Annotated in this window: 23 protein-coding genes; 7 read left to right on the top strand and 16 right to left on the bottom strand. The window is 71.9% G+C overall.

What is annotated here, in order from left to right; all coding sequences use genetic code 11:
* Positions 1–3: 3 nt before the first annotated feature.
* The 4 genes from ABZE72_RS00740 to pepN form a co-directional block, all read right to left on the bottom strand.
* Positions 4–2994 (bottom strand): AAA family ATPase, encoded by a 2991-nt coding sequence (locus ABZE72_RS00740; protein ID WP_372727093.1) that lies wholly within the window; start codon positions 2992–2994, stop codon positions 4–6.
* Positions 2991–4160: an exonuclease SbcCD subunit D gene (locus ABZE72_RS00735; protein WP_372727092.1), complete on the bottom strand. Its 1170-nt coding sequence runs from the start codon at positions 4158–4160 to the stop codon at positions 2991–2993. Before ABZE72_RS00735 ends, ABZE72_RS00740 begins: the two co-directional genes overlap by 4 nt.
* 63 nt (positions 4161–4223) lie before the next feature.
* Positions 4224–5081: a formate dehydrogenase accessory sulfurtransferase FdhD gene (locus tag ABZE72_RS00730; RefSeq protein WP_372727091.1), complete on the bottom strand. Its 858-nt coding sequence runs from the start codon at positions 5079–5081 to the stop codon at positions 4224–4226.
* Positions 5078–7540 carry an aminopeptidase N gene (gene pepN / locus ABZE72_RS00725; RefSeq protein ID WP_372727090.1) on the bottom strand — a complete coding sequence of 821 codons (2463 nt, stop codon included), beginning with the start codon at positions 7538–7540 and terminating at the stop codon, positions 5078–5080. Before pepN ends, ABZE72_RS00730 begins: the two co-directional genes overlap by 4 nt.
* A gap of 131 nt (positions 7541–7671) precedes the next feature.
* On the opposite strand from pepN, the gene ABZE72_RS00720 reads away from it, so the two are divergent.
* Together ABZE72_RS00720 and ABZE72_RS00715 are read left to right on the top strand one after the other, a co-directional pair.
* Positions 7672–9432: a SpoIVB peptidase S55 domain-containing protein gene (locus ABZE72_RS00720; protein WP_372727089.1), complete on the top strand. Its 1761-nt coding sequence runs from the start codon at positions 7672–7674 to the stop codon at positions 9430–9432.
* A gap of 110 nt (positions 9433–9542) precedes the next feature.
* Positions 9543–11243, top strand: coding sequence for an aminotransferase class V-fold PLP-dependent enzyme (locus tag ABZE72_RS00715; RefSeq protein ID WP_372727088.1), 1701 nt, complete (start codon positions 9543–9545; stop codon positions 11241–11243).
* Between the two features lie 10 nt (positions 11244–11253).
* Here the strand turns inward: ABZE72_RS00715 and ABZE72_RS00710 are convergent, their stop codons facing one another.
* Positions 11254–12939, bottom strand: coding sequence for a CHAP domain-containing protein (locus tag ABZE72_RS00710; RefSeq protein ID WP_372727087.1), 1686 nt, complete (start codon positions 12937–12939; stop codon positions 11254–11256).
* Positions 12940–13054: 115 nt separating this feature from the next.
* Positions 13055–14056 carry an NADP-dependent oxidoreductase gene (locus ABZE72_RS00705; protein WP_372727086.1) on the bottom strand — a complete coding sequence of 334 codons (1002 nt, stop codon included), beginning with the start codon at positions 14054–14056 and terminating at the stop codon, positions 13055–13057.
* A 157-nt stretch (positions 14057–14213) separates the two neighbouring features.
* Here ABZE72_RS00705 and ABZE72_RS00700 point away from each other — a divergent pair, with 157 nt between their 5' ends.
* Positions 14214–14357, top strand: coding sequence for a hypothetical protein (locus ABZE72_RS00700; RefSeq protein ID WP_372727085.1), 144 nt, complete (start codon positions 14214–14216; stop codon positions 14355–14357).
* Positions 14358–14432: 75 nt separating this feature from the next.
* Here the strand turns inward: ABZE72_RS00700 and ABZE72_RS00695 are convergent, their stop codons facing one another.
* Complete coding sequence (locus tag ABZE72_RS00695; RefSeq protein ID WP_372727084.1) at positions 14433–14717, bottom strand: Fe-S cluster assembly protein HesB; 285 nt, start codon at positions 14715–14717, stop codon at positions 14433–14435.
* A gap of 89 nt (positions 14718–14806) precedes the next feature.
* Positions 14807–15406 carry a flavin reductase family protein gene (locus tag ABZE72_RS00690; RefSeq protein WP_372727083.1) on the bottom strand — a complete coding sequence of 200 codons (600 nt, stop codon included), beginning with the start codon at positions 15404–15406 and terminating at the stop codon, positions 14807–14809.
* Positions 15407–15464: 58 nt separating this feature from the next.
* On the opposite strand from ABZE72_RS00690, the gene ABZE72_RS00685 reads away from it, so the two are divergent.
* The 3 genes from ABZE72_RS00685 to ABZE72_RS00675 are packed head-to-tail and all read left to right on the top strand — an operon-like array spanning position 15465 to position 17243.
* Entirely contained in the window at positions 15465–15905 is a 441-nt protein-coding gene (locus ABZE72_RS00685) for an OsmC family protein (protein ID WP_372727082.1), read from the top strand.
* Positions 15889–16356: an SRPBCC family protein gene (locus tag ABZE72_RS00680; protein WP_372727081.1), complete on the top strand. Its 468-nt coding sequence runs from the start codon at positions 15889–15891 to the stop codon at positions 16354–16356. Before ABZE72_RS00685 ends, ABZE72_RS00680 begins: the two co-directional genes overlap by 17 nt.
* Positions 16356–17243, top strand: a complete 888-nt coding sequence (locus ABZE72_RS00675; protein WP_372727080.1) for an oxidoreductase — start codon at positions 16356–16358, stop codon at positions 17241–17243. Before ABZE72_RS00680 ends, ABZE72_RS00675 begins: the two co-directional genes overlap by 1 nt.
* A gap of 9 nt (positions 17244–17252) precedes the next feature.
* Here ABZE72_RS00675 and ABZE72_RS00670 read toward each other — a convergent pair whose 3' ends face one another.
* From ABZE72_RS00670 to ABZE72_RS00650, 5 genes are read right to left on the bottom strand one after another with little or no spacing between them, the layout of a single operon-like run.
* On the bottom strand, positions 17253–17912 hold the full coding sequence (locus tag ABZE72_RS00670) for a peptidylprolyl isomerase (protein ID WP_372727079.1): 660 nt from the start codon (positions 17910–17912) through the stop codon (positions 17253–17255).
* Between the two features lie 22 nt (positions 17913–17934).
* Complete coding sequence (locus ABZE72_RS00665; protein WP_372727078.1) at positions 17935–18987, bottom strand: alanine racemase; 1053 nt, start codon at positions 18985–18987, stop codon at positions 17935–17937.
* On the bottom strand, positions 18987–19826 hold the full coding sequence (locus tag ABZE72_RS00660; RefSeq protein WP_372727077.1) for an aldo/keto reductase: 840 nt from the start codon (positions 19824–19826) through the stop codon (positions 18987–18989). Before ABZE72_RS00660 ends, ABZE72_RS00665 begins: the two co-directional genes overlap by 1 nt.
* A gap of 33 nt (positions 19827–19859) precedes the next feature.
* Positions 19860–20315, bottom strand: coding sequence for a hypothetical protein (locus ABZE72_RS00655; RefSeq protein ID WP_372727076.1), 456 nt, complete (start codon positions 20313–20315; stop codon positions 19860–19862).
* Complete coding sequence (locus ABZE72_RS00650; RefSeq protein ID WP_372727075.1) at positions 20312–20695, bottom strand: hypothetical protein; 384 nt, start codon at positions 20693–20695, stop codon at positions 20312–20314. Before ABZE72_RS00650 ends, ABZE72_RS00655 begins: the two co-directional genes overlap by 4 nt.
* 35 nt (positions 20696–20730) lie before the next feature.
* On the opposite strand from ABZE72_RS00650, the gene ABZE72_RS00645 reads away from it, so the two are divergent.
* The gene (locus ABZE72_RS00645) at positions 20731–21447 is read left to right on the top strand and encodes a M50 family metallopeptidase (RefSeq protein WP_372727074.1); all 717 of its coding nucleotides are present in this window, start codon (positions 20731–20733) and stop codon (positions 21445–21447) included.
* Between the two features lie 24 nt (positions 21448–21471).
* On the opposite strand, the gene ABZE72_RS00640 is transcribed toward ABZE72_RS00645, so the two are convergent.
* The 3 genes from ABZE72_RS00640 to ABZE72_RS00630 all read right to left on the bottom strand — a co-directional run.
* Entirely contained in the window at positions 21472–22710 is a 1239-nt protein-coding gene (locus tag ABZE72_RS00640; protein WP_372727073.1) for a PP2C family protein-serine/threonine phosphatase, read from the bottom strand.
* 219 nt (positions 22711–22929) lie between these two features.
* Complete coding sequence (locus tag ABZE72_RS00635; protein WP_372727072.1) at positions 22930–23205, bottom strand: hypothetical protein; 276 nt, start codon at positions 23203–23205, stop codon at positions 22930–22932.
* On the bottom strand, positions 23202–23579 hold a 378-nt coding region (locus ABZE72_RS00630), incomplete at its 5' end, for a hypothetical protein (protein ID WP_372727071.1). The genes ABZE72_RS00635 and ABZE72_RS00630, both read right to left, overlap by 4 nt.

Raw genomic sequence — 23579 nt, 5'->3', positions numbered from 1 at the left:
CGATCAGCGGGCCAGGGCGAGCGTGGAGCCGGTGCGCACCTTGGTCACCCGGAGCTGGGTGGGGATGCGGTCACGCATCTCGGCGACGTGGCTGACCACGCCGACCACGCGTCCGCCGTCGCGCAGCGAGTCGAGGGTGTCCATCACGTCGTCGAGGGTGTCGGCGTCGAGTGAACCGAAGCCCTCGTCGACGAACAGGGTGTCGAGGTCCGCACCGCCGGCCTCCTGGGTGATCACGTCGGCGAGGCCCAGGGCCAGGGCGAGCGACACCACGAAGGTCTCGCCACCCGAGAGGGTCGCGGGGTCGCGGGTCTCGCCGGTCCAGTCGTCGCGCACCAGCAGGCTGAGCCCGCCCCGGGTCTCGCCGGCGCCTCGGCGACCGGTGTGTTCCAGGGAGTAGCGCTGGTCGCTCATCCGGGAGAGTCGCTCGTTGGCGGCCGCGACCACCTGGGCGAGCCGGTAGGCCAGGACGTACGCCGAGAGCCGCATCTGCCACCGGTTGTCGGAGGACTTGCCGTCGACGAAGCTGGCCAGCCCGGTCACCCGGTCCAGCTCCTCGCGCAGCGGTGTCCAGGCCTGGAGAGCTGCCTCCAGCTCGGCGACCAAGGCGTCGAGGCGGTGAACGCGCCCCTGCCAGCGGCTGAGCTGGGCGCGGGCGACGCCCAGCCCGGCCAGGGCCTCGGCGTGCGCGGCCTCCAAGGCGGCCACGTCGGGGGCGTCACTGACCGCGAGCTCGGCGGCCCCCGGCTCCTCCAGCACGCTGGTCGCGGTGGCCAGCCGGCGCTCGTGGTCGCGGGTACGGCGTTCGAGGTCGGCGAGCACCGGCGGCTCGAGCACGGCGGCGAGTGCCTCCTCGACCGAGCCGAACTCCCGCTCCCGAACCGCCTCGGCGAGGGCGGCCGCCGTCTCCTCCCGGCTCGTGGCCGCGGCCGCAGCTTCCTGGAGCGCCCGCAGGGCGACCCGGCCGGCGGTGGCTCGCGCCTGGTGGAGGTCGAGCTGGGCCGTCAGGTCGCGCACGCCGTCGCTGAGCGAGGCCAGCTCGGCGCGCAGGGACGCCTGCTCCCGTTGGCGAGCCGCCAGACCTTCGTCGAGGGCGCTGACCTCGGTGGCCAGCGCGTGCATCTGCTCGGCGACCCGGTCGCGCTCGGCCTCACCGGCCTCGACGTCGTGCCGCAGCTGCTCGACGGCCTCGACCTGCGGCGCCAGCTCGGCGAGGACGGACTCGGTCTCGATCAGCCGTTCGCGCAGCGCCCGGACGTCCTCGTCCCCGGCGGCAGCGCGGGCGACGGCGATGCGGGTGCTGAGGTCGCGCACCAGCGTGTCGTGCAGGTGTTCGGCGGCCTTGGCGTCGTCCAGCGCGGTGAGCGCCGCCTTTTCGTCCGCGGCGTCCGGCGAGCCCGGCGAGGGGCTGGCCTTGGCGGGGTGCTCGGCCGAACCGCACACCGGACAGGAGGCCCCGACGACCAACGCCGAGGCGATCTCGGCGGCCATCCCGTCCAGGCGAGCCTCCCGCAGGTCGAGCCAGGTCTCCCGGGCCCGGGCGGTGAGCGCCCGGGCCTCGGCCAGGGCGGCGGTGGCCGCCTCGAGTTCGAGCTCGAGCAGCTCGCTCTGGGCGTGGCTCTCGAGCCGGGCTCGGCACTGGTCGATGGTGGTCCGCAGGATCGTCACGCGAGCGGCCGCCTCGAGCGACGCGGTGAGCTGCGCGCGCAGCGACGCCAACCGCCTCGGCAGTTGCGCTCCCTGCTCGCGGAGCCCGGCCAGACGCTGGGTGGCTGCACCGTGCTGCTTCTGCGCGGTGCCGATCTCCCGGGTGACCGCACGCAGGCGTTGGGCCCGCGGCAGGGCGGCCCGGACCCGGGCGGCCTGCTCCAACGAGCTCTCCACCGAGGCGTTCAGGGTGGCCTCGTCGACCAGGAGCAGGCCGAGCTCCTGGGCGGCGCTCCGAGAGGCCTCGTCGGCTGCGCGTTCGGCGCCCTCGTGGGCGACGCGGGCTGCTGCCGCCATCCGGTGCAAGGGTGCGACGCCGCTGGCGCGGCGGTGCTCGGCCAGCGCTCGGCAGGCGCCGGCGTGCTCGTCGGAGGCTGCCGCCAGCGCGTCGCGCTCGGCGACCGCGGCCAGGACCCGGGTCCGTCGATCGAGGTGGGAGCGGGCCCGGTCCAGCGCCCGACGTGCCGCGGCCTCGTTGCGAGTCGCCGCGGCCTCGGCCTCGACGCAGCGACGGCTCTCGGTGGCGGCGGTCTCCCGCAAGCCCGCGGCCCAGGCCCTCAGCTCGCCGGTGCTGGCGGTGGACGAGAGGTCGCGCACGTCCCAGCTCTCGGGCAGGGCGGCGTCGGTCGCCTCGCTGACCCGGCTGACCAGGTCGGCCACCTGCTGATGGGCGGTCTCGGACTCACGGCGCAGGGCGAGCCGTCGTTCGCGCAGCCAGCGCTCGACCTCGTCGAAGCGACCGGTGCGGAAGAGCTGCTGCAGCAGTCGGTGGCGCTCCTCGGAGCGCGCCCGCAGGAAGGACTGGAAACGCCCTTGCGGGAGCATCGCGACCTGGGTGAACTGGGCGACGTTCATCCCGAGCAGCCGGGTCATGAGGTGACCGGTCTCGTCGAGTCGGCTCGAGAGCGGGGTCCACTCGCCGTCGATCCGTTCGGAGATCGTGACCGATGCCTGCTGGGTGGTCGTGCCCTGACCGCGCTTCTTGGGGCGCTCCCACGCGGGTGAGCGGACGATGCGAAAGCGACGCCCCGACAGGGTGGCCTCCAGCTCCACACGAGGGGCAACGCCCGGAGCGGCGTGGTCCGAGCGCAGCCGCTTGGCCGCATTGCGCTCGCCGGGGACGTCGCCGTACAGCGCGAAGCAGACCGCGTCCAACACGCTGGTCTTGCCGGCCCCGGTGGCACCGGTGAGCAGGAAGAGGCCGGCGGCCGAGAGCTCGTCGAAGTCGACGTGCACGGTCTCCGCGAACGGTCCGAACGCCGTGATGTCGAGTTGGTGCAGCCTCATCGCTCGACCTCGCTGAGGAGGGTGTCCACGTCGGCGTCCTCACAACAGGCGTCGAAGGCGTCCCGGAGCAGGCTCGACTCCTCGTCGCTGGCCGGTGCGCCGCGCATCTCGGCCACGAAGTCCAGCGCGATGTCGTGGTCCGACCGACCCTGCAGGCGGGCGGCCGGTGCGCCGGCGCGCTGCCCTGAGGTCGGCTCGAAGGCGAGCACGAGGGTGTGCGGGAACCGGGAACGCAGGCGCTCCATGGCCCGAGCCGGACGCACGTCGTCGGTCAGCGTCACCTGGACCCAGCTGCCCTCGTCGGCCGCGAGCCGGGGGTCGGCGAGCAGTTCGTCGAGCCCGCCGCGGAGCCGGGCCAGGGGGCGGGGGACCGGGGCGTCGACGAACGTGGTCGAGGCCAGGCCGGCCGCGCCGAGCTCGACCAGCCAGGACCCCTTCCGCTGGTCGGCCTCGGAGAAGGAGTAGGCCAGCGGGGAGCCGCTGTAGCGGATCGACTCGGTGAGGGTGTGCCGCCCGTGCAGGTGTCCGAGCGCGACGTAGTCGATGTCGTCGAAGACGGAGGTCGGCACGAGGGAGACCCCACCGACGCTGATGTCTCGCTCGGAGTCGCTGGGTTCGGCGCCCGCCACGAAGGCGTGCGCCAGCACGACCGAACGGGTGGCGCCCGAGCGGGCGTCGAGGTCGGCACGCACGCGACGCATCGCCTCGGTCAACGCGGCCTGGTGCGAGCGGGCAGGCAGTCCCCAGGGCTCCCGCACCGCATCGGGGTCGAGGTAGGGCAGGCCGTGGATCGCCACCGGGCCGTGCTCGTCCTCCAGGACGACCGGCGTGCCGACCCCGGACGCATCGGCGCGGATGAAGACCCCCGCCGCGTCGATCAGTCGCGAGCTGAAGCCGAGGCGCTGGGCGGAGTCGTGGTTGCCGCTGGTGAGCACCACCTTCGCGCGCGAGGCAGCCAGCCGGGCCAGTGTCTCGTCGGCCAGCCGGACCGCGTCGACGGGCGGCAGGGCGCGGTCGTAGATGTCGCCGGCGACGACCACGACGTCGACGCGCTCGGACTCGACCACCTCCAGCAGGTGGTCGACGTAGGCCGCCTGGTGCCCCAGCATCCCCTCACGGTGGAACGACCGGCCCAGGTGCCAGTCGGAGGTGTGGAGGAGGCGCATGTGACCAACCTAGGAAGGACCACCGACAGTCCGTGGTCCCCACGCCGGGGGCCGGGCGACGTGTCAGGAGTAACGCACGCAGCGAGCGGCCGAGGTGAAGCCGTAGAGGGCGATTCCGCTGTCCCGGGCGAGCTGGGCGGAGAGGCTGGTGGGCGCCCCCACCGAGACCAGCGCACCGACCCCGCAGGCGACCGCCTTCTGCACCAGCTCGAACCCCGCTCGACCGCTGACCACCAGGCACGAGGCCGCCACCGGTCGCCCGGCCAGCACCCGCGCACCGGTGACCTTGTCGACCGCGTTGTGCCGGCCCACGTCCTCGCGGGCCACCAACAGCGTGCCGTCCGCCTCGAAGAGGCCGGCCGCGTGCACCCCACCGGTCCGTGCGAAGGTCCGCTGCTGTTCGCGCAGCACCTCCGGCAGGCGGCGTACGACGTCGGGGGCGGGAAGGCCGCCCATCCACCGCGCGCCCGAGGAGACGGCGAGCGCATCCGCGATGCTGTCCTTGCCGCACACGCCACAGGCCGACGACCCGGTCGAGCGGCTCTCGTGGCGCTGCCCGGGCTCGACGACCGGTGGCGTCGTGAGGGTGACCGTGACGACGTTGAACTCCTGCTCCGGCGCCAGCTCGGCGTCGGTGCAGTAGGCCACGCCGGCGATCTGGTCGACGGCTGCGATGCCCTCGTGCACGAGCCAGCCGGCGGCCAGCTCGAAGTCGTGACCCGGTGTGCGCATGGTCAGCCAGACCCGGCGGGCGGGCACGCCCGGCCAGGCGAGCCGGACCTCGAGCGGCTCCTCGGTCGCGAGTCGGTCCTCGTGGCGCCGCTCGGTGCCGTCGCTGCCCAGCTCGACCACCCGGGTGCGGACCGTGGGACCCGGCCGCCGCGGCCTGCTGCCGGTCGGGTCGAGCGGTTCGGAGCTCATCGAGCCCCGAACGCCTCGAGGACGGCGAGACGTCGCTCGAGGTCGTCGGTCAGGTCCACCACGCGTCGCCGGATCGACGGGTCCACCTCGTCGCGGGCGATCAGCGCGTGCGAGCGCTGGACGGTGTCGGTGTCGAGAGCCGTGCTGGGGTAGAACGACTCGGCCGTGTCGGCCAGCACCCAGCCGCTGCGGATCTGGACGGTGCCGGGCACCTCCTCGAAGTAGCGCGCGACGTACGGCGCCGTCAGGTGCTCCTGGCCGGGGCGCCACATGCCGACCCCGATCGCGTCCAGTTCGTAGTTGGGAACGTCGATCTCACCCAGGAAGCGGGCCCAGGCCCACGCCTTGGCGTCCGCGTCCGGCAGGCCGGCGGTGGACCGGGCATGCTCCACCCGCGAGCGGGCGGTCGGTTCGGCGGCGAGGGCGCCATCGAGCTCTCGGCGATCCGAGTCGCCCAGGGTGGCCAGCCGGAAGAGCACCCGCCAGCGTAGGTCGAGATCGATCTCGATCCCGTCGGGAAGGGCCCGCCCGTCCAGCCAGGTGCGCAGGGTGCCGGCGTCGGAGGCCGAGCTGATCGCGGCCTGGAAGGCGGAGAGCTGGAGGGTGGACCCGCTCTCCGCGGTTGCCAGCCGGTGCAGGGCGGTGGCGTGGATGCGGGCCAGGGACTCGGCCGGGTCGGCGCTCAGCGGGGCGACCCGCCCGATCAGCCACGGCATCGTGTACTGCAACGCGTCGTCGCTGTCCTCGGTGGGCAGGCCGGCCTCCATCAGGTCCAGCACGTCGGCCGGGGCGATCGCGGCGTTGTGGAACGCGCTGCGCACGTTGTTCCAGACGCCGGCCCGCAGCAGGCGGTCCTCGGTGGCCGGGAGCAGGGTCTTCAGCGCCTGCACGGTGACGTGGTCGGGCTGGACCAGGGCCCAGGAGTCCTCGTAGGGGTCGAGCAGCACGGCCGCGCCCTCGGTCGTCAGGTACGACGTGCGGGGCGCGGTGATCTCGACGGTGTCGATCGTCCACGGGCCGTCGAGCGGGGCAGTGGCGACCCGCAGGGTGTGCGGGCGGTCGGCCGGGTGGCCCGCCGGGGGAGTGCGCAGCAGCACGCCTGCGGTCCGGTCCAGCACGATCGTGTCCGGACCGGCGGTGCGCAGCCAGCCTCCGGTGAAGGACGCGAGGTCGCCCGCGCCGGCACGCTCCCAGCTCGCGAACAGGTCGTGCATGGTGGCGTTGCCGAACCGGTGCCGGGTGAAGTGGTCGACGACGCCGGAGAAGAACACCTCGTCGCCCACGGTGGCGTTCAGCTGCTTCAGGATGCTCGAGCCCTTCGTGTAGGAGATGCCGTCGAAGTTCTGCAGCGCCGTGCCGGCGTCGACGGCGTCGTTCCCCGCGACCGGGTGGGTGCTGGGTCGCTGGTCGGCGATCAGGCCCCACTGGCGCCGGGCATAGGCGTTGTGGGTCCACGCGTCGCCGTACTCGGTGACGTCGGCGGTGACCCGGTTGCCCATGTACTCGGCGAACGACTCGTTGAGCCACAGGTCGTCCCACCACTTCGGCGTGGTGATGTTCCCGAACCACTGGTGGGCCATCTCGTGGGCCACCGTGGTGGCCCGTTGGATCCGGGTGCCGCGGGTGACCCGGCTGGAGAAGACCAGCGGGTCACGGAAGGTCACGCAGCCCGGGTTCTCCATGGCGCCGGCGTTGAACTCCGGCACGAAGGCCTGGTGGTAGTCGCCGAAGGGGTAGCGGATGCCGAAGAGGCGGTGGAACTCGTCGAAGCACTGCCGGGTCATCGTGAACAGCTCGTCGGCGTCGGCGTCGAGGTCGCGGGCCAGGCTGGCGCGTGCGCTCAAACCGAGCGGGATGCCGTCGTGTTCGTCGCGGATCAGGTGATAGGGCCCGGCCACCAGGGTGATGAAGTACGTCGAGAGCGGCTGGCTGCGGGCGAACTCCCAGACCCCCGGCTCCACCTGCTCGCCCGGGGCGTTGGCGACCACCACCCAGTCCTTCGGAGCGCGGACGTGCAGCGTGTAGGGCGCCTTCAGGTCCGGCTGGTCGAAGCAGGCGAAGATGCTGGGCGCGGCCTCCATGAAGCTCATCCCGTAGACGTAGCGCTTGCCGTCGGCGGGGTCGAGGGAGGCATGCAGGCCCTCCCCGTCGTTGCGGAAGCGCATCTCGGCGTCGACGACGAGCTCGTTGCCACCGGCCAGGGTCTCCAGCGGCAGTCGGCCGCGCTCGAGGAGGTCCACGTCCACCTCGGTGCCGTTGAGCCGGGCCGCGTGGACCCGTTCGGGCTTGAGATCGACGAAGGTCGGGCCGCCGTGCGAGGTGAAGCGGATCGTGGTGGTCGAGCGGAAGGTGGTCTCGGACGCCGCGAGGTCGAGACGGACGTCGTACTCGTCGACGATCAGGAGGTCGTGGCGGGCCTGCGCCTCGGTGTGGCGCAGGCTCTGGAACGGGGTGGTCACGGCGACCACCCTAGGTTGGGGCCCAATCAATGCCCCCGCAGGGCAACCAAACCGCTGTGACCTTTGTCATAGTGGATCTGGGGGGCGCATGGTGCGTCCAACGTTCATTTCGGGAATCGGGGAGACGCTCCATGAGGAACTCATTCACTGCAGGCCGTAGACGCGCTCTCGCGTCGTCCGCTGCCCTCACCGGACTCGTGCTGTCCGGGCTGGCCGCAACGTCGGTGTCGGCGCAGTCCGCGCCGCCCGACCCGTCCGCCGACCCGCCTGCCGACTGTGCCGTGCCCTTCCCGGTCGCGGACGTGGCCAAGGGAGACGCCGTCAACGGGCTCACCGTCAGCGACGGCACCACGCCGGAGCCGTTCACCGGCGAGGTGCTCGGTGTGCTCGAGGACGGCATCGCAGCGGACCTCGACATGGTCATGGTGCGACTGAACTCGGCCGAGATCGACCGAGTGGGCGGGATCTGGTCCGGCATGTCCGGCTCGCCCGTCTACGCCTCCGACGGGCGGCTGATCGGCGCCGTGGCCTACGGCCTCAGCTGGGGGCCCTCGCCCGTCGCCGGGGTCACCCCCTTCGAGGAGATGGACGACTACCTCGGCGGCGTGGCCCCGCGACGGATTCCGGTGACCAAGGAGCAGGCCCGCGCGATCGCCCGGGACTCCGAGGTCACCCGCGCCCAGGCCGAGCAGGGCTTCGCCCAGCTCAAGATGCCCATGGGGGTCTCCGGCGTGCGGGCCGGCAGGCTCGCCCAGGCCAAGCGCACCAAGCAGCACCCGTGGCTGCCACACAGCACCTACCGCGCCGGCGCGGTCCGCGCGGCCGGCCAGGCACCCGGGGCCGAGACCATCGAGGCGGGCGGGAACATGGCGGCCTCACTGTCCTACGGGACGGTCACGATGGCCGCGGTGGGCACGGCCACGTCCGTGTGTGACGGCGAGGTGGTCGGGTTCGGTCATCCGATGACCTTCCTCGGCCAGACCACCCTGAGCCTGCACCCGGCGGATGCGCTCTACATCCAGGAGGATTCGGTCGGGTCGCCGTACAAGATGGCGAACCTGGGTTCCCCCGTGGGCACGGTCACCGACGACCACCTGAGCGGGATCTCCGGCCCGTTCGGCCCGTTGCCGGAGACCTCGGCCATCACCTCGCACGCGACCTACCTCACCCGGGACCGGACCGGGGAGACCCACGTGTCGGTCCCCGAGGCGATGCCGGCGGCCACGTTCTACCAGGTGCTCAGCACCAACGACCGGGTCCGGGACGGCTACGGCAAGGGCTCCGCGCTGCTCGACTGGACGATCAGCGGGCACGTCGGGGCCGACCCGTTCGAGCTGTCGGCCACGGACCGCTACGCCTCCGAGTGGGACATCACCTACGAGTCCGCCTGGCCGGTCGCCGACCTGATCTGGGCGCTGAGCTCCATCAGCGACCTGAGCATCGACGAGGTCCGCACCGACAACGCCATCGACGACGACAGTTCGACCTGGCGGGTCGTGGGCGTCGAGCAGTACCGCAAGGGTGCCTGGCGCTCGGTCTCCCGGAAGGTACCGGCGCTCGCCAAGGCCGGTCGCAAGCTCGTCCTGGGCATCAACCTGCGCAGCTCGGCCGACCGGATCCGGGTCCCGGTCCGGATGATGGTGCCGCGCAAGGCCGGCGGCTCCGGAGGTCGGATCAGCGCGCTGGGCGGCGGCATGATGTGGTCGGAGCTCGGCAACCTGCACACGATCGAGCAGGCCGAGCGGTACGTCGCCTCGCTGGTCCGCAACGACCAGGTGGCCGTCGAGCTCTCGCTGGAGGGGCGCCGTCGGCCGATCACGGTCGACACGCTGAGCGACCCGACCGAGAAGGTGGTCCTGGGTCGCAAGTGGGTGCGCGTCCTGGTCAGGTAGCCGGGATCGGTTCGGCGGGTCGGGTGCTGGCTCCCGGCCCGCCGTTCCGTGCCCACCCGCGGACCTAGACTGGGCGACACACGCTCCACGAGGGACCGGGAGGCCAGGCAGTGACCGAGAGCAGCGACAAGCAGGCGTTGCTGCGTCTGATCCGGGACTCGGTGATCGGCGACGACCACGTGATGGAGACGCCGTACGGCCCGCGTCGGGTCACCTACGCCGACTACACGGCCTCGGGTCGGGCCCTGGGGTTCATCGAGGACTTCATCCGCGACCAGGTCCTGCCGAGCTACGCCAACACCCACACCGAGTCCAGCGGCACCGGGCTGCAGACCACGCGGCTGCGCGAGGACGCACGCGAGATCATCCGTGACGCCGTCGGGGGAGACGAGGACACGGTCGTCCTCTTCGCTGGCTCCGGCTGCACCGGGGCCCTCGCGAAGCTGATCGGCATCCTCGGACTACGCATCCCCTCGGTTCTCGACGATGCCCACCACCTGCTCGAGCACATCCCGCCCGCGCAACGGCCGGTCGTCTTCATCGGCCCGTACGAGCACCACTCCAACGAGATCCCGTGGCGGGAGTCCATCGCCGACGTCGTCACCATCCACCAGGACGCCGACGGCGGTGTCGACCTCGCGGACCTGCGCGAGCAGCTCGAGAAGTACGCCGATCGGCCGCTGAAGCTGGGGTCGTTCTCGGCCGCCTCGAACGTGACCGGCATCGTCTCGGACACGGCGGCGATCGCGACGCTGTTGCACGAGCACGGCGCCCTGAGCCTGTGGGACTACGCCGCGGCCGCGCCGTACGTCGACATCGCGATGGGGCCGGTCGACCCGGAGCGACCCACGTCGTACAAGGACGCGATCTTCCTCTCGCCGCACAAGTTCATCGGCGGCCCCTCGACCCCGGGGGTGCTGGTCGCCCGGCGGGAGCTCTTCGGCAACCGCGTGCCCGACGTCCCGGGCGGCGGGACGGTCGCCTACGTCAACGACGACGACCACCGCTACCTCGACGACCCCACCCAGCGCGAGGAGGGCGGCACGCCCGCCATCATCGAGTCGGTCCGGGCCGGGCTGGTCTTCCAGCTGAAGCAGGCGGTGGGCACGGACACGATCCGCGAGCAGGAGGAGCGCCACCTGCGCCGTGCGGTGGCCGCCTGGAAGGCGGAGCCGGCCATCGAGCTGCTCGGCAACCTCGACGCCGAACGGCTCTCGATCGTCTCGTTCGTCCTGCGCTCCCCGTCGGGGCGCTACCTGCACCACAACTACGTCGTGGCGCTGCTCAACGACCTCTTCGGGATCCAGTCGCGCGGTGGCTGCTCGTGTGCCGGGCCCTACGGCCACCGGCTGCTGGGGATCGACCTCGAGCGCTCCCACGAGTTCGAGCGCGAGATCGCCGGCGGGTGCGAGGGGATCAAGCCGGGGTGGGTCCGGATCAACTTCAACTACTTCATCTCGGACGCGGTCGTGGACTACCTGGTCGACGCCGTGCGCCTGGTCGCGCACGACGGCTGGCGGTTGTTGGGCGACTACTGCTTCGACCCGGCGACCGGCCGGTGGCGACACCGCAAGGGGGTGGTCGATCCGCCGTTGAGCCTTCGCGACATCTCCTATGCGGACGGCGCGATGGTCAGACCGACCTCGCGCAACACCGGGGGAGAGGAGCTGCTCGCCGAGCACCTGCGCGACGGGGCCGCGATCCTGGCCGCGGCCACCGGCCCCGACCTGGCGGAGCACCCGGCCCAGGTCAGCGCCGACTTCGAGCACTTGCGCTGGTTCGACCTGCCCAGCGAGTGCCTCGAGGCCTGAGCCTCGCGGGTCACTTGATCCGCAGCGTCCGCTTCGTCGTGGTGCGCAGCACCTGGTCGGTGCGCTGGTAGCGGATCGTGAAGCGCTGCTCGCCCTCGGGCAACCGGCGCAGGGTGAAGGTGCGCGCGCCGTTGCGCAGGGCGATCTCGCGCAACACCTCGCCGCCGGAGACCACCTGCACCGTCCCGGGCACGGCGTCGAGTCCGGCAGCCCGCATCCGTACGTCGAGCGTGAGCTTGCCGCGGCCGGGGCGCTTGGTGCGCACCTTCATCCGGGGCTCGGTCCGCACGGTGCCGATCGAGCGCAGCCGCACGACCAGGGGCGTGTAGCCCTCGCGTGTCAGCGTCATCCGCGCAGCCACCCGGCGACCGAGGTCCTCGACGGTCGGCTGGTACGTCGGCCCCGTGGCGTCGGGGATCGGCTGGTTGTCGCGCAACCACTCGACGCTGACGTCCGCCTCGGAGGGGGACGTCTCGCCGGCGTCGAGTCGGACGAGCTCCTGCAGCCGCGGCTTGCCGAGAAGGCGCGCGGCCCGCGCCACGGTGAAGGTCCCGGGAGCCACCGCCGCCGTGCTGATCGAGCGAGCCGACACGGAGTCGTAGCCCGCCTTCGCGGCGGTCACCTCGACGGCCAGGGGCTGCTGCACCTGCGCCGGCCCGGGCACGAAGGTCGAGGAGGTGGCCCCGGCGATCGGCCGACCGCCGGCGAACCACTGGTAGGTCAGCGAGTCGGGGGTGGGGTTCCACGAGCCGGTGCCGGCACTGAGCGGCTGGTCGACCTTCGGCGTACCGCTGATGACCGGCAACAGGGTGTTGGTGATCTGTCCGGGCTGGACGGCCGGGGTTCGGGTGGACGCGGCCGTGCTGGTCGGGTAGCCCGGCTGGGAGGCGGTCACGACGACCCGGATCCGCTGTCCCTCCTGGGCGCGGCGCACGGTGAAGGTGGAGCCGGTGGCGTTGGGGATCGCCGCCCCGGCGGCGCGCCACTCGTAGGAGTAGGTGACGTTGTTCGGGTTCCAGGCGCCGGGGGAGGCGTTCAGCGTCGCGCCCACGCGGGCCAGCCCGTCGACCGCGGGGCGCTCGGTGTTCTCGAGCTTGACGTCGTTGAAGTGGATGAAGCCGCTCGGCCAGCTCGTCCCCTTGACCACCCGGGCCCAGGAGAAGTCACCGCCCCAGCTGTCCTGCGAGATGATGATCTCGTCGGGGGAGACGACCTCCTCGACGTAGGCGACGTGGCCTGCGGAGCCGGCCGGGCCGGTGTTGGCCTTCCACCAGGCGATCGCTCCGACGGCCGGCACCTTGTCGGTGATCTCCGGCATCGAGGTGCCCCAGTAGGTGGCGTTGCCGCCGCCCGACCAGGGGCGCGTGTTGGGCATGCCGCTGAGGACCATCCGGTACGCGGCGTAGTTGGTGCAGTTGTGGCCCGAGTACATCCGCCAGTACATCGTGCCGCTGTTCTGCGCGTAGCCGGCGTTGCCGCGACCGGAGTTCCGGCAGCCGGCGTAGCCGGTGCACAGCGTGGTGACGCCGGGGGCGCGCCGGGCGGCCTCGGCCGAGACGCCGCCTTCGGGGCGGTCGGCCGGGCTCGGCCGCGCGGTCTCGGACCAGGCGGGCGCGGTCACCGTCAACGGCGCGACGAGGAGGGCACAGACCGCGAGGAACAGGGCGCGGTGCAGCGTGCGCTGGGGGGTAGGCACGGGTGGGAGTCTAGGGGCGAATGTGACGTGAGTGAACCGATCGGAAGAATGTCAACGATGTAATTCGGCGTGTCGCCAAGAATTTCCCATCACTCTCGCCCGACGAGGCCGCGCCTCACGGCAGGCGGACCACCATCTTGCCGGTGTTGCCGCCGGCGAGCAGGTCGAGGAAGGCCTGGGGCGTCTGGTCCAGACCGTCCACGACGGTCTCGCGGAAGACCAGCTGCCCGTCGGCCACCCAGGCACCCACCCGCTGGTGGAACTCGGCCGCCAGGTCGGCGTGGTCACTGACGATGAAGCCGCGCAGGGTGAGGCGCTTGCTCACGAGCATCATCAGGTTGCGGGGGCCGGGCGAGGGGCGCTCGTCGTTGTACGACGCGATGGCGCCGCAGGCGGCGACCCGGCCGAAGTCGGCCAGGTGGCTGATCGCGGCCTCGAGGTGGTCGCCCCCCACGTTGTCGAAATAGACGTCGAACGGGCCGTGCCCGGCCAGCAGTTTGCCGATCGCCCCGTCCTTGTAGTTGACGGCCGCGTCGAAACCGAGCTCGTCGGTCAACCAGGCCACCTTCTCGGCCGATCCCGCCGAGCCGACCACCGTCGAGGCCCCCATCAGTCGGGCCATCTGCCCGGCGAGGGAGCCGACGGCTCCGGCAGCGCCCGAGACCAGGACGGCGTCGCCCTCCTTCATCGCGGCGATGCGCTGGAGCCCGACGTACGCCGTCAGTCCGGGCATGCCGAGCACGCCGAGGTAGGCGGAGGCCGGCACCCGGGCGACGTCGACCGGTCGCGCCGCCTTCGCGGAGATCAGCGCGTGCTCGCGCCACCCCGCCTGGTGCAGGACCGTCGTGCCGACCGGGAGGGACTCCTCGCCCGAGGCGATCACCTCGCCGACCGCGCCGCCGTCCAGGACCGCGCCCACCTGGAACGGCGGCACGTAGGACTTGACGTCGTTCATCCGGCCGCGCATGTAGGGGTCGACCGACAGGAACGTGTTGCGGACCAGGACTTGCCCCGGCGCCGGATCGGCCAGCTCCGTCTCGACGGTCCGGAAGTTCTCCAGCGTGGGCTGTCCGGTGGGGCGGGAGGCCAGGTGGATCTCGCGGGTGGGGGTGGTCATGCCGGTGATTGTGTCAGTCGTGCGGTGGTGGCCGAGATCACCCTCGCGTCGGTTCGGAACAGGGCCTCACGAGTCGCTACTCTGTAAGGGTCGACAAACCGAACATACCTATTACGCACCACGGGCCCTGGAACGGGCTGAAAGGGGATGATGCTCCATGACCAGCCAGCTGCACCTCGCCTACGGGATTGTCGGCGCTCGCGCGCACCAGGGCCAGGACCGGGCCCTGCTACGGGACGTGGAGCTCGCCCAGCAGGACGCGCGACGGCAGCGCCGCTCGCGTCGACACCAGGCTCGCTGAGCCACCCGTACGACGCACCAGACAGCACGAGCCCCGGGCGGATCGCCCGGGGCTCGTGTCGTTCGAAGGGGAGGCTCAGGCGCGCATCCCCAGGGCGAACTCCACCCGGCCGCCCTCGTCGACGGCGGCGTCGAGCACCTTGTCGTCAAGCAGCACGGCGGCCTCCTCGTCGAGGTAGACCGTGGCGCCGTTCTGCTCGACGGTCTGGTCGCCCGGCTCCGGCGCCTCGGCGGCGCTGACGGAGAAGGTGGGTTCGGGGGCACTCTCCGCGGTGATCCGCAGACCTGCGGTCTCGGTGAGACCCGACTGGGTGGTGATGTCCTTGACGATGGTGCTGGCGTTCTCGGTGAGGGTGAGCATGACTCGCCTTCCGATTGGCGTGCAGGGGCAACCTCCACCATCTCCGAGGCCCCCTACTGACGCAAACCCGCGGCGTGTTCGTCTGACTGTCAGACGATCTCGTCGGGCTGCACCGGCCGGCGTACTGCCACGGGATCGGGGGGCAGCCCCCACAGGTTGCCGCCCAGCCGGGAGAGCGGCCGCAGGCGCGAGGCGTCGGGTCGCCCGTCGACCAGCATCTCCTCGCGCACCGAGAAAGCGAGGACCTCGCCGAGCACCAGAGTCGAGTCGCCCAGGGTCTGCGTCGAGTGCAGGCGGCACTCCAGCGAGGCGGGGGAGTCGGTCACGCGCATCGGGGTGACCAAGGTGCTGGGCTCCACGCAGATGCCCAGCGCCGCCGCCTCGTCGACGTCGGGCGCGAAGCGCGCGCTGGTGTTGTTGACGAGCTCGAGCATGGCCAGCGTTGCGAGGTTCACCACGAACTCACCGGTGGCGCGCACGTTGGCCAGGGTGTCCTTGTCGCCCACCGACGTGAACGAGACGATCGGCGGGTGGGCGCAGGCCACGCTGAAGAACGAGTGCGGCGCGAGGTTGGCCACACCGTCGGCACCCACCGAGCTGATCCAGGCGATCGGGCGCGGCAGGACCAGCGAGGTCAGCCACCGGTAGGGGTCCACCTCGGGGTCGTCGCAGCGGATGACGGTGCGCATGTCGCGAGGGTACGGCGCTCGGCCGCGGCCCCGCGTTCGGGTCTGGCAGGCTGTGCGCATGGACGACAAGAGCCCGACGGACGAGAACCTGCGCAGCATCGACCTGACCCGGATCGGGCCCCTGCGCTACAAGGCGACCAACGGTCGGGGCGGCGTGCTGCCGGTGGGGTCCGGCCAGGACCCCGACTTCACCCCGACCGAACTGCTGCTTGTCGCGCTGGCCGGGTGCGGCGCGATCGACGTGGACCTGATCACGGGCAAGCGGGCGACGGCCGAGGCCTTCGACGTACGCGCCGAGGGGCACAAGGTCCGTGACGAGAGCGGCAACCACATGGTCGGCCTCACCGTCACCTTCGACCTGCGCTTCCCGGAGGGCGAGGCCGGCGACCAGGCGCGTGAGGTGCTGCCGCGCGCCCTCGAGATGACCCGTGACCGCCTGTGCACCGTGGGCCGCACGGTCGCCCTGGGTGAACCGGTGACCTATGCCACCCGCAGCTGACCAGCGCGGATCGGCCGACGACGTCGACGTCCGGGTCTCGACCCTGATCGCGCGGTCTCCGGCCGACGTGGCGGCGTACTCCGGCGACCCGACGAACGCGCCGGCCTGGTACGAGAACATCCGCACCGTGGAGTGGCGCACCGAGCCTCCGTTGCGGGTCGGCTCCAGGATGGACTTCACGGCCAGGTTCCTGGGCCGCCAGCTGAACTACACCTACGAGGTCGTCGAGCTCGTCCCCGGTGAACGGTTGGTGATGGAGACCAGCCAGGGACCGTTCCCGATGCGGACCACCTACACCTGGACGCCCGAGGGACCGGGCACCCGGATGACGCTGCGCAACACCGGCCGGGCCACCGGCTTCTCGAAGCTGGCGGCCCCCGCACTGTCCTCGGCGATGCGCCGCGCCACGACCAAGGACCTGACTGCCCTGAAGAAGATCCTGGAGGCCTGATGGCATCGAAGCGATCCGTCGGACCGTGGACCGCGGTGCCGCCCCAGACGGGACGGCGCTTCGTGATCACCGGCGCGACCAGTGGCATCGGGCTGGAGACGGCGCGCCGCCTCGTCGACTGCGGTGCGGACGTGGTCCTCGCCGTCCGCAACCCCGACAAGGGTGCCGAGGTGTCGCGATCCTGGGGTGCCCGGGCCGTGGTCGAGCAGCTGGACGTCTCCGACCTGGGTTCGGTGCGTGCGTTCGCCGCACGAGTGGGCGCGGTCGACGTGCTGATCAACAATGCCGGCGTGATGGCGGTGCCCTTCACCCGCACCGGCGACGGCTTCGAGCTGCAGCTGGCCACCAACCACCTGGGCCACTTCGCGCTCACCAACCTGTTGCTGCCGACGCTGAGCGACCGGGTGGTGGTGATCGGGTCCGCCTCGCACCGGACGGCCGAGCTCGACGTGACGGACCTCGACTGGTCCCGGCGCGGCTACCGGCCGTTCGCGGCCTACGCCGCCTCCAAGTTGGCGAACCTGCTCTTCCTCGCCGAACTCCAGCGTCGCCTGACGGCGGCTGGATCCACGTTGCGCGCCACCGGCGCCCACCCCGGCGCCACCGCGACCGGCATCACCGGGGGCACGGGGAACGCGATGCTGACCCGGATCGGGGACTTCGGCCATCGGCTGGTCGGGATGCCGGCCTGGCAGGGTGCGCTGCCGACGCTGTACGCCGCGACGCTCGACCTGCCCGGCAACAGTTACGTCGGCCCGCACGGTCCGCGAGAGATGCGTGGCTGGCCGACGCTGGTGGGACGGAGCCGACAGGCCAGCGACCCCGACCTCGCCCGGCGGCTGTGGGCGGAGTCGGAGTCGCTGACAGGCGTCGGCTTCCCGCTCTGAGCGGGTGGGTCAGTCGGTCTCGACCGCGGTGATGGTGACCTTCTCCTTCGGGGCGCCGTCGCCGCCACCGCTCTGGGTGCCCTTCTCGGCGATCGCGCTGACCACCTCGAGGCTGTCCGCGTCGATCTGGCCGAAGACGGTGTAGCTCGGCGGCAGCGGGCTGTCGCCGTAGACGATGAAGAACTGCGAGCCGTTGGTGTTGGGGCCCGCGTTGGCCATCGCCAACGTGCCGGGGCCGTAGGTCTCCTCGCCGCTGAGCTCGTCGTCGTAGGAGTAGCCGGGGCCGCCCATCCCGCTGGCCGTCGGGTCGCCGCACTGCAGGACGAAGATCCCCTGGGTGGTCAGGCGGTGGCAGGCGGTGTCGTCGAAGTAGCCCTGCTCGGCCAGCGAGACGAACGAGTTCACCGTGCACGGGGTCGCGTCGGCGTCGAGCTCGGCCACCACGTCACCGGCGCTGGTGGCGATCGTGGCCTCGACCGTGCCGGAGACGGTCGCGTTCTCGGGCGGCAGCTCGACCTCCTTGGCGGCGTCGCGGCCGTCCTCGGTGTAGGTGCAGGCCGGTCCGGTCGCCTGGGCGTCGTCGGCGGTGTCGGTGGAGTCGTCGGCACAGCCGGCGAGCGCGGAGACGGCCACGAGGGTGGCCAGGGCGGCGAGGGGTCGCTTCAACATGGGGTCGATGGTAGGCGAGCCCTCAGCTGTTGAGTCCGCGGGCAGCCACCTGCCACGGTCGGAGCTCGCCCGACTCCTCGGCGTACAGCGTGTCCACGAGGTTGACGGCGTTGCAGACGTGGTTGGGCACGACGTCGACCTGGCTGCCCAGGGCGGGCAGGGCCGCTCCGGCCAGGTCGACGACCGCGTGGTGCTCGGCGAGCAGCACGATGCGAGCCTCCGGGTAGTGCGGCAGCCGTCCGTGTCCGGTGGCGTAGGGCGCCCGGTCCGCGCCCAGCACCTTGCTCCCGGCGTCGAGGACCAACCGGTCGCCGGCGTGGCTGACCACGGTGGCCCGGCAGGTCAGAGCGATCTCGGAGGGGTCCATCACCCCGAGCTCCCACTGCTGGGCGTCGCCGAAGACGTAGACGCCGGGGCGAAGCTCGTTGACCACGGACGCGTCGGTGAACCGCAGCGACGGGGTGGAGCCGCCGCTGACCACCTGGGGCTCGATGCCGGCGGCGCGCATCGACTCCACGGCGGTCCTCAGGCAGGTCGCCTCGTCCCGCGCCGAGCTTTCCTGCGCGTCGACGGCGTAGCTGTGCCCCGGGAAGGTGTAGACGCCACGCACGGTGAGGCCGGAGCGCTGGGCAGCCAGGGCGATCTCCCCGGCCTGATCGGGCAGGGACCCCGACCGGTGCTGACCGCAGTCCACCTCGACCATCACCTCGACACTCGAGCCGCCCAGCAGACGGCCGGCGTTGGCGGCGCTGGTGGGCGAGTCGATGCCGATGGCGAGGCGGGCGTCAGGGGCCAGGTCGAGCAGCCGCGAACCCGCGTCGTCTCCGAGCCACAGCGGATAGGCGATCAGGACGTCGCGGACCCCGTTGCGGATGAACGTCTCCGCCTCGCCGATCGTGGCGACGCTGATGCCGGTGGCGCCGGCGGCCAGCTGGAGGTTGGCGATCTCGATGCTCTTGTGGGTCTTGGCGTGCGGACGCAGCGCGATCCCCGCCTCGTCGGCGCGCTCGGCCGCCACCCGGATGTTGCGGCGCAGCCGCGGCAGGTCGACACAGAGGTACGGCGTGGCCGGCATCACTGCTCCTCGTGGGTGTCCGGATCGCCGCCGAAGAGGCGACCGTCCGGGCGGGCCAGCGCACTGATCGCCGTCATCTCGTCGACGGAGAGGGTGAACCCGAAGACGTCGAGGTTCTCCTGCTGACGACTCGGGGTGGCGGACTTGGGGATGGGCACCGAGCCGAGCTGGACCTGCCAGCGCAGGATCACCTGGCCGGGGGTGACGCCGTGATGTTCGGCGGCAGCGGCCACGGGCGGTGCGCCGAAGGGTGCCTGGCGCTTGCCCAGCGGACTCCACGACTCGGTCTGGATGCCGAGGCGTTCGTGCTCGGTCCGCATCTCGGGCTGGGGGAAGTGCGGGTGCAGCTCGATCTGGTTCACCGCGGGGACCACGCCGGTGTCGTCGATGACGACCCGTAGGTGCTCGGAGGTGAAGTTGGAGACGCCGACGGTCCGGATCAGGCCGTCCTTCTGCAGGTCGACGAGCGCCCGCCACGCGTCGAGGTACCGGCCCACCCGAGGGTTGGGCCAGTGGATCAGGTGCAGGTCGATGCGGTCGAGTCCGAGCCGCGCCAGGGAGTCCCGCACGCTCGCCACCGCCTCGTCGTACCCGTGGGCCCGGCCGGGGAGCTTGCTGGTCACCACGAGCTCCTCGCGGGCGATCCCGGAACGCCGGATGCCCTCGCCGACCTCGACCTCGTTGCCGTAGTTCACGGCCGTGTCCAGCAGTCGGTAGCCGCAGCCGATCGCGGACTCGACCGCAGCAACCGCGTCGTCGCCGGTCAGGGGGTAGGTGCCGAAGCCGATCGCCGGCAGCGAGGTGCCGTCGTTGAGAGTGACGCAGGGAACCAGTGCCATGCGCCCAACCTAGGTGGGCGTCGGTGGCGAGGGCTAGGTCCCGGTCGGTGCGCCGGACCCGGACGGTCGCGCGGTGTGGTGCGGGTGTCCCCGGGTGCGGCGCTCCTCCTTCATCTCGGCCTCGTGCAGGTGCTGGCGACCGTGCACGAGTGCTTCGCGCGCCTCACGTTCCAGGGTGCGAAACGTCGTCCAGTACGTCGCGTCGTACTCCTCGACGATCTGGAAGCTCCACCTGCCGTCAAGAACGTTGCGGCCCACGAGCTCGTCGGAGATCCGGTCGGCCAGCTCGCCGTGGCCGGCGTCGCGCAGTTCCTCGACGGCCGTGCCCAGGGTCAGGTCCGCGGTCCCGCAGAGCCGGTGGAAGGCATACAGGTGCCCGCGGGCCACCTCCACCGCCTCCAGCGCCTCGGAGAGTTTGCCGAGCGCCGCGACGGTCGCGTCGTCGACGCCGTCCGGGCGTCGGTGCCCGGGGGAGGGGGTCTCGCTCACGCCATCCCCACGGCGGCCAGGAAGGCGTCCGGGTCGGCCACCGTGAGCGTCGCCCCCGGGTGGCGCAGCAGACCCGTGGGGTCGATCGCCTTGACCGGCTCGTGGAAGCGCAGGCAGACCGCGTCGTCACCGTTGGTGGCGAAGGTGACGCCGCGGTCCGCGAGCGACAGCCGGGCCGGGCCGGCTGCCTTGACGAACGAGAACCCGCCAGAGCGTTGGGCCGAGGCGATGTTGCTCAGGGGGGTGCACAGGCGCCAGATGCCGAAGCGGCAGCGCAGTTCGTCGTCCTCCACCTCGGCCCAGGCTGTGCCGGGAAGGACGCCGAACGGCAGGGAGGCGGCGCGGTAGGCGGGGGAGAAGGCAAAGGGGAAGCGGGTCATGGGACTCAGGTTAGGCGTGCCTCTACGGTGTGGCCATGACCGGAGTCCTCAGCCGCGTGTGGAACGACCTCGTCGGCACCCAGCCGGCCCCGGAGTTTCGCCTGGTGCTGCTCACCGGGGTGGCGGCACTGGTCCTCGTGGCCGTCCCCGGCACGTGGTCGATCGGACGCCACGTGGTCACGATCGCGCACGAGGGCGCCCACGCCGTGGCCGCGGTGCTCAGTGGGCGGCGTCTCGCCGGGATCCGGCTGCACTCCGACACCTCCGGGTTGACCGTCTCGCGCGGGAGGTCGAGTGGTCCGGGCATGGTGGTCACGGCTTTCGCCGGCTATCCCGGACCGGCGCTGGCCGGGCTGGGTGCGGCCTTCCTGCTCAGCGAGCGGCATGCCCTTGCGGCGCTCTGGCTCGCGGTCCTGCTGCTCGCGCTGCTGCTGGTGCAGATCCGCAACTTCTACGGGCTCTATGCCGTGGGCGTGGCCGGGATCGCGGTGGGCGCCGTCTCCTGGTGGGCGGCCGAGGAGGTGCAGGTGGCGACCGCGTACGTCGGCACCTGGTTCCTGCTCATCGCGGCCCCGCGCGCGGTGCTCGAGCTGCAGGGCCACCGACGGCGGTCGCGCAGCCGGACCTCCGACGCGGACGTCCTGGCGCGGTTGACCCGGGTGCCGGCGCTGGTCTGGGTCGGGTCCTTCCTGCTGCTCACCCTCGGTTGTCTGGTCCTGGGTGGACGGTGGTTGCTGCTGCCCGCGACGTGAGGGCAGGCGATGTGAGGGCAGCGTTCAGGCGTCGGCGGGGAGTCGCACGGCCAAGGCGACGATGTCGTCGTACCCGGTGCCGAAGTTCATGCTGATCGAGTCCACGACTGCCTGGGGGCCGCGGTGGTGCTCGCTCTCGAGCACGTCGCCGAGCTCGTCCATCTGGGACTCGAGGGTGAGTCCGGGCATCTCGATGACCCCGTCGGAGTAGAACAGCACGGTGGCGCCCGGCTGCAGGGCAAGGTGGGACTCCACGCGCGCGCCGTCGAACACGTCGCGGTACCCGAACAGCATGCCCTGGGCTTCGGCGGTCAGCTCGAGACGCCGGACGGTGCCGTGGGCGTCGACCACGATCGGGGGTGGATGGCCCGCGGACGTCCAGCGCAGGGACCAGCCGCCGGTCGTCCGGGAGCGCTCGAGGCAGGCGAGCACAGCGCTGCCGCTGGCGGCCACCCCGAGCTCGGTGCAGGTCTCCTCGAAGCGCTCGAACATCAGAGCCGGACCATGGTCCGCGTGCTGCTGGGCGGCTTGGCGCAGCAGGGCTCGGGCCTGGCCCATCATCGCCGCCGCAGGCAGGTCGTGGCCCATCACATCGCCCACGGTGACCGCCACCCGCAGGTCGTGACGGTCGTCGGCCGGCAGCACGACGGCGTCGTACCAGTCGCCCCCGACCCATTCGTCGTCCGAGGCCGGCACGTAGCAGGCGGCGAGCTCGAGACCAGGGACGCGGGGGAGTGGCGTCAGCATCGCCGACTGCAGGCCCATGGCGATCCCGGTCCGACGCTCCAGGAGTTGGGCCCGCTCGAGCGAGGCGGCCACGTGGCGGGCGATGGCGGCGAACCGGGCCGTCTGAGAGGGATCCTCGAGATCGGGGCGCCGGCGCCAGCCCCAGCTCAGGATCGCGAGCAGACCGGTCGGGCCGACCACCGGGACGAACAGGGTGCCCGAGGTGTCGTCCGGCGTGGTGTCCGAGGGCTGCCACACGAGCGACGAGCTGGCGCCGCAGCGCTCCAGGGCGCTGGTGAATGAGTGGTCGGGGTGGTCGGGGGAGCCGTGCCAGGCCGGGGGCACGTGCAGGTCGGCGCCCGTCGAGCCCTCGACCTGGGCCATCAGCCGCTTGAGTCGAGACCGGATGCCCTGTTCCGAGCGGGTCTCGTTGAGCGAGGTGGCCAGGTCGAGCATCCAGCGGGTCGCCTGGAGTTCGCTCCGCAAGAAGGCTGCGTCGTCCTGGGTGTCGGTGGACGAGGAGGTCGGCGCAGTCACGGCGTCACGGTAACCCGTGGTGGTGCTGGGTTGTCGGGATCCCCGGATCTCCGGGGATCCTGTCGCTTCCACGGGGTTGCAACGCCATGGAAGCGACAGAACAGGTGGGGAAGCAGGCGTCGGTCGCGGGCTGGCAAGAGGGGTTCCACCCGGATGGCCTGACATAATGTCAGTTATCGGCGATACGCCGGTACGGCGGAAAGGGGGCCCCACCCGCGCTCAGATCCGGGTCCGTGAAGCCGTAGCTGCTGAGTCGGACGTCTGCCCACGTCGTCGGCGACGCTCCACCAACGACACCACGAGCCACACGGTCACACCGGACAGCATCGCCACCGTCAGTGAGCGCCTCAGGGCGAAGTCGTCGAGCTCTCCGAACAGCACACTCGTCAGGACGTCCATCAGGACGAATGCGAGCATCACCACGAGTCCGGTGCCCAGCGGTCCGAGCCGGCGTTGGCGTGGCTGCAGCCACCGGTTGGTCGGCCTGGTCGTCACTCCCACGCGCTCCAGGCCTCGTCCCAGTAGCAGGCCGTGACACCCGCACCCATCGCCGCCAAGGCCGTGCCTCCCGAGTAGTAGACGATCACCGCCATCCCACCACACTTCAGCGCGACCCGCGCTGAGCGACCCAGGCCACCGACCTGGTCCAGATCGCGCCGGCAGGACGACTCGGCGCCCGGCGCGATGCAGTCGATCGCGTCGACGAGGCCATCGAAGAAGTCGCTCCACGACTGCCCCACCTGACCGCGAGATCCGGTCGTCCGCGCACCGGGACGCCGCACGTAGCCCTTCTTGATCGCCGCTCGCTTGACCAGCCGCTTCAGACGGGTCGGCCACTGACGTCGGGGCGCCTCGCTGTGGCCCCACTC

This window comes from Nocardioides sp. (assembly GCF_041600255.1).
Lineage (GTDB): Bacteria > Actinomycetota > Actinomycetes > Propionibacteriales > Nocardioidaceae > Nocardioides.
The sequence above is the reverse complement of the archived record's forward strand: the minus strand, read 5'-3'. Positions and strand labels throughout refer to the sequence as shown.

Excerpts from the sequence above, each read along its gene's own strand:
- ABZE72_RS00740 (WP_372727093.1), bottom strand. The coding sequence starts at position 2,994 with ATGAGGCTGCACCAACTCGACATCACGGCGTTCGGACCGTTCGCGGAG.
- ABZE72_RS00735 (WP_372727092.1), bottom strand. The coding sequence starts at position 4,160 with ATGCGCCTCCTCCACACCTCCGACTGGCACCTGGGCCGGTCGTTCCAC.
- ABZE72_RS00730 (WP_372727091.1), bottom strand. The coding sequence starts at position 5,081 with ATGAGCTCCGAACCGCTCGACCCGACCGGCAGCAGGCCGCGGCGGCCG.
- ABZE72_RS00720 (WP_372727089.1), top strand. The coding sequence starts at position 7,672 with ATGAGGAACTCATTCACTGCAGGCCGTAGACGCGCTCTCGCGTCGTCC.
- ABZE72_RS00705 (WP_372727086.1), bottom strand. The coding sequence starts at position 14,056 with ATGACCACCCCCACCCGCGAGATCCACCTGGCCTCCCGCCCCACCGGA.
- ABZE72_RS00700 (WP_372727085.1), top strand. The coding sequence starts at position 14,214 with ATGACCAGCCAGCTGCACCTCGCCTACGGGATTGTCGGCGCTCGCGCG.
- ABZE72_RS00695 (WP_372727084.1), bottom strand. The coding sequence starts at position 14,717 with ATGCTCACCCTCACCGAGAACGCCAGCACCATCGTCAAGGACATCACC.
- ABZE72_RS00690 (WP_372727083.1), bottom strand. The coding sequence starts at position 15,406 with ATGCGCACCGTCATCCGCTGCGACGACCCCGAGGTGGACCCCTACCGG.
- ABZE72_RS00685 (WP_372727082.1), top strand. The coding sequence starts at position 15,465 with ATGGACGACAAGAGCCCGACGGACGAGAACCTGCGCAGCATCGACCTG.
- ABZE72_RS00680 (WP_372727081.1), top strand. The coding sequence starts at position 15,889 with ATGCCACCCGCAGCTGACCAGCGCGGATCGGCCGACGACGTCGACGTC.
- ABZE72_RS00675 (WP_372727080.1), top strand. The coding sequence starts at position 16,356 with ATGGCATCGAAGCGATCCGTCGGACCGTGGACCGCGGTGCCGCCCCAG.
- ABZE72_RS00670 (WP_372727079.1), bottom strand. The coding sequence starts at position 17,912 with ATGTTGAAGCGACCCCTCGCCGCCCTGGCCACCCTCGTGGCCGTCTCC.
- ABZE72_RS00665 (WP_372727078.1), bottom strand. The coding sequence starts at position 18,987 with ATGCCGGCCACGCCGTACCTCTGTGTCGACCTGCCGCGGCTGCGCCGC.
- ABZE72_RS00660 (WP_372727077.1), bottom strand. The coding sequence starts at position 19,826 with ATGGCACTGGTTCCCTGCGTCACTCTCAACGACGGCACCTCGCTGCCG.
- ABZE72_RS00650 (WP_372727075.1), bottom strand. The coding sequence starts at position 20,695 with ATGACCCGCTTCCCCTTTGCCTTCTCCCCCGCCTACCGCGCCGCCTCC.
- ABZE72_RS00645 (WP_372727074.1), top strand. The coding sequence starts at position 20,731 with ATGACCGGAGTCCTCAGCCGCGTGTGGAACGACCTCGTCGGCACCCAG.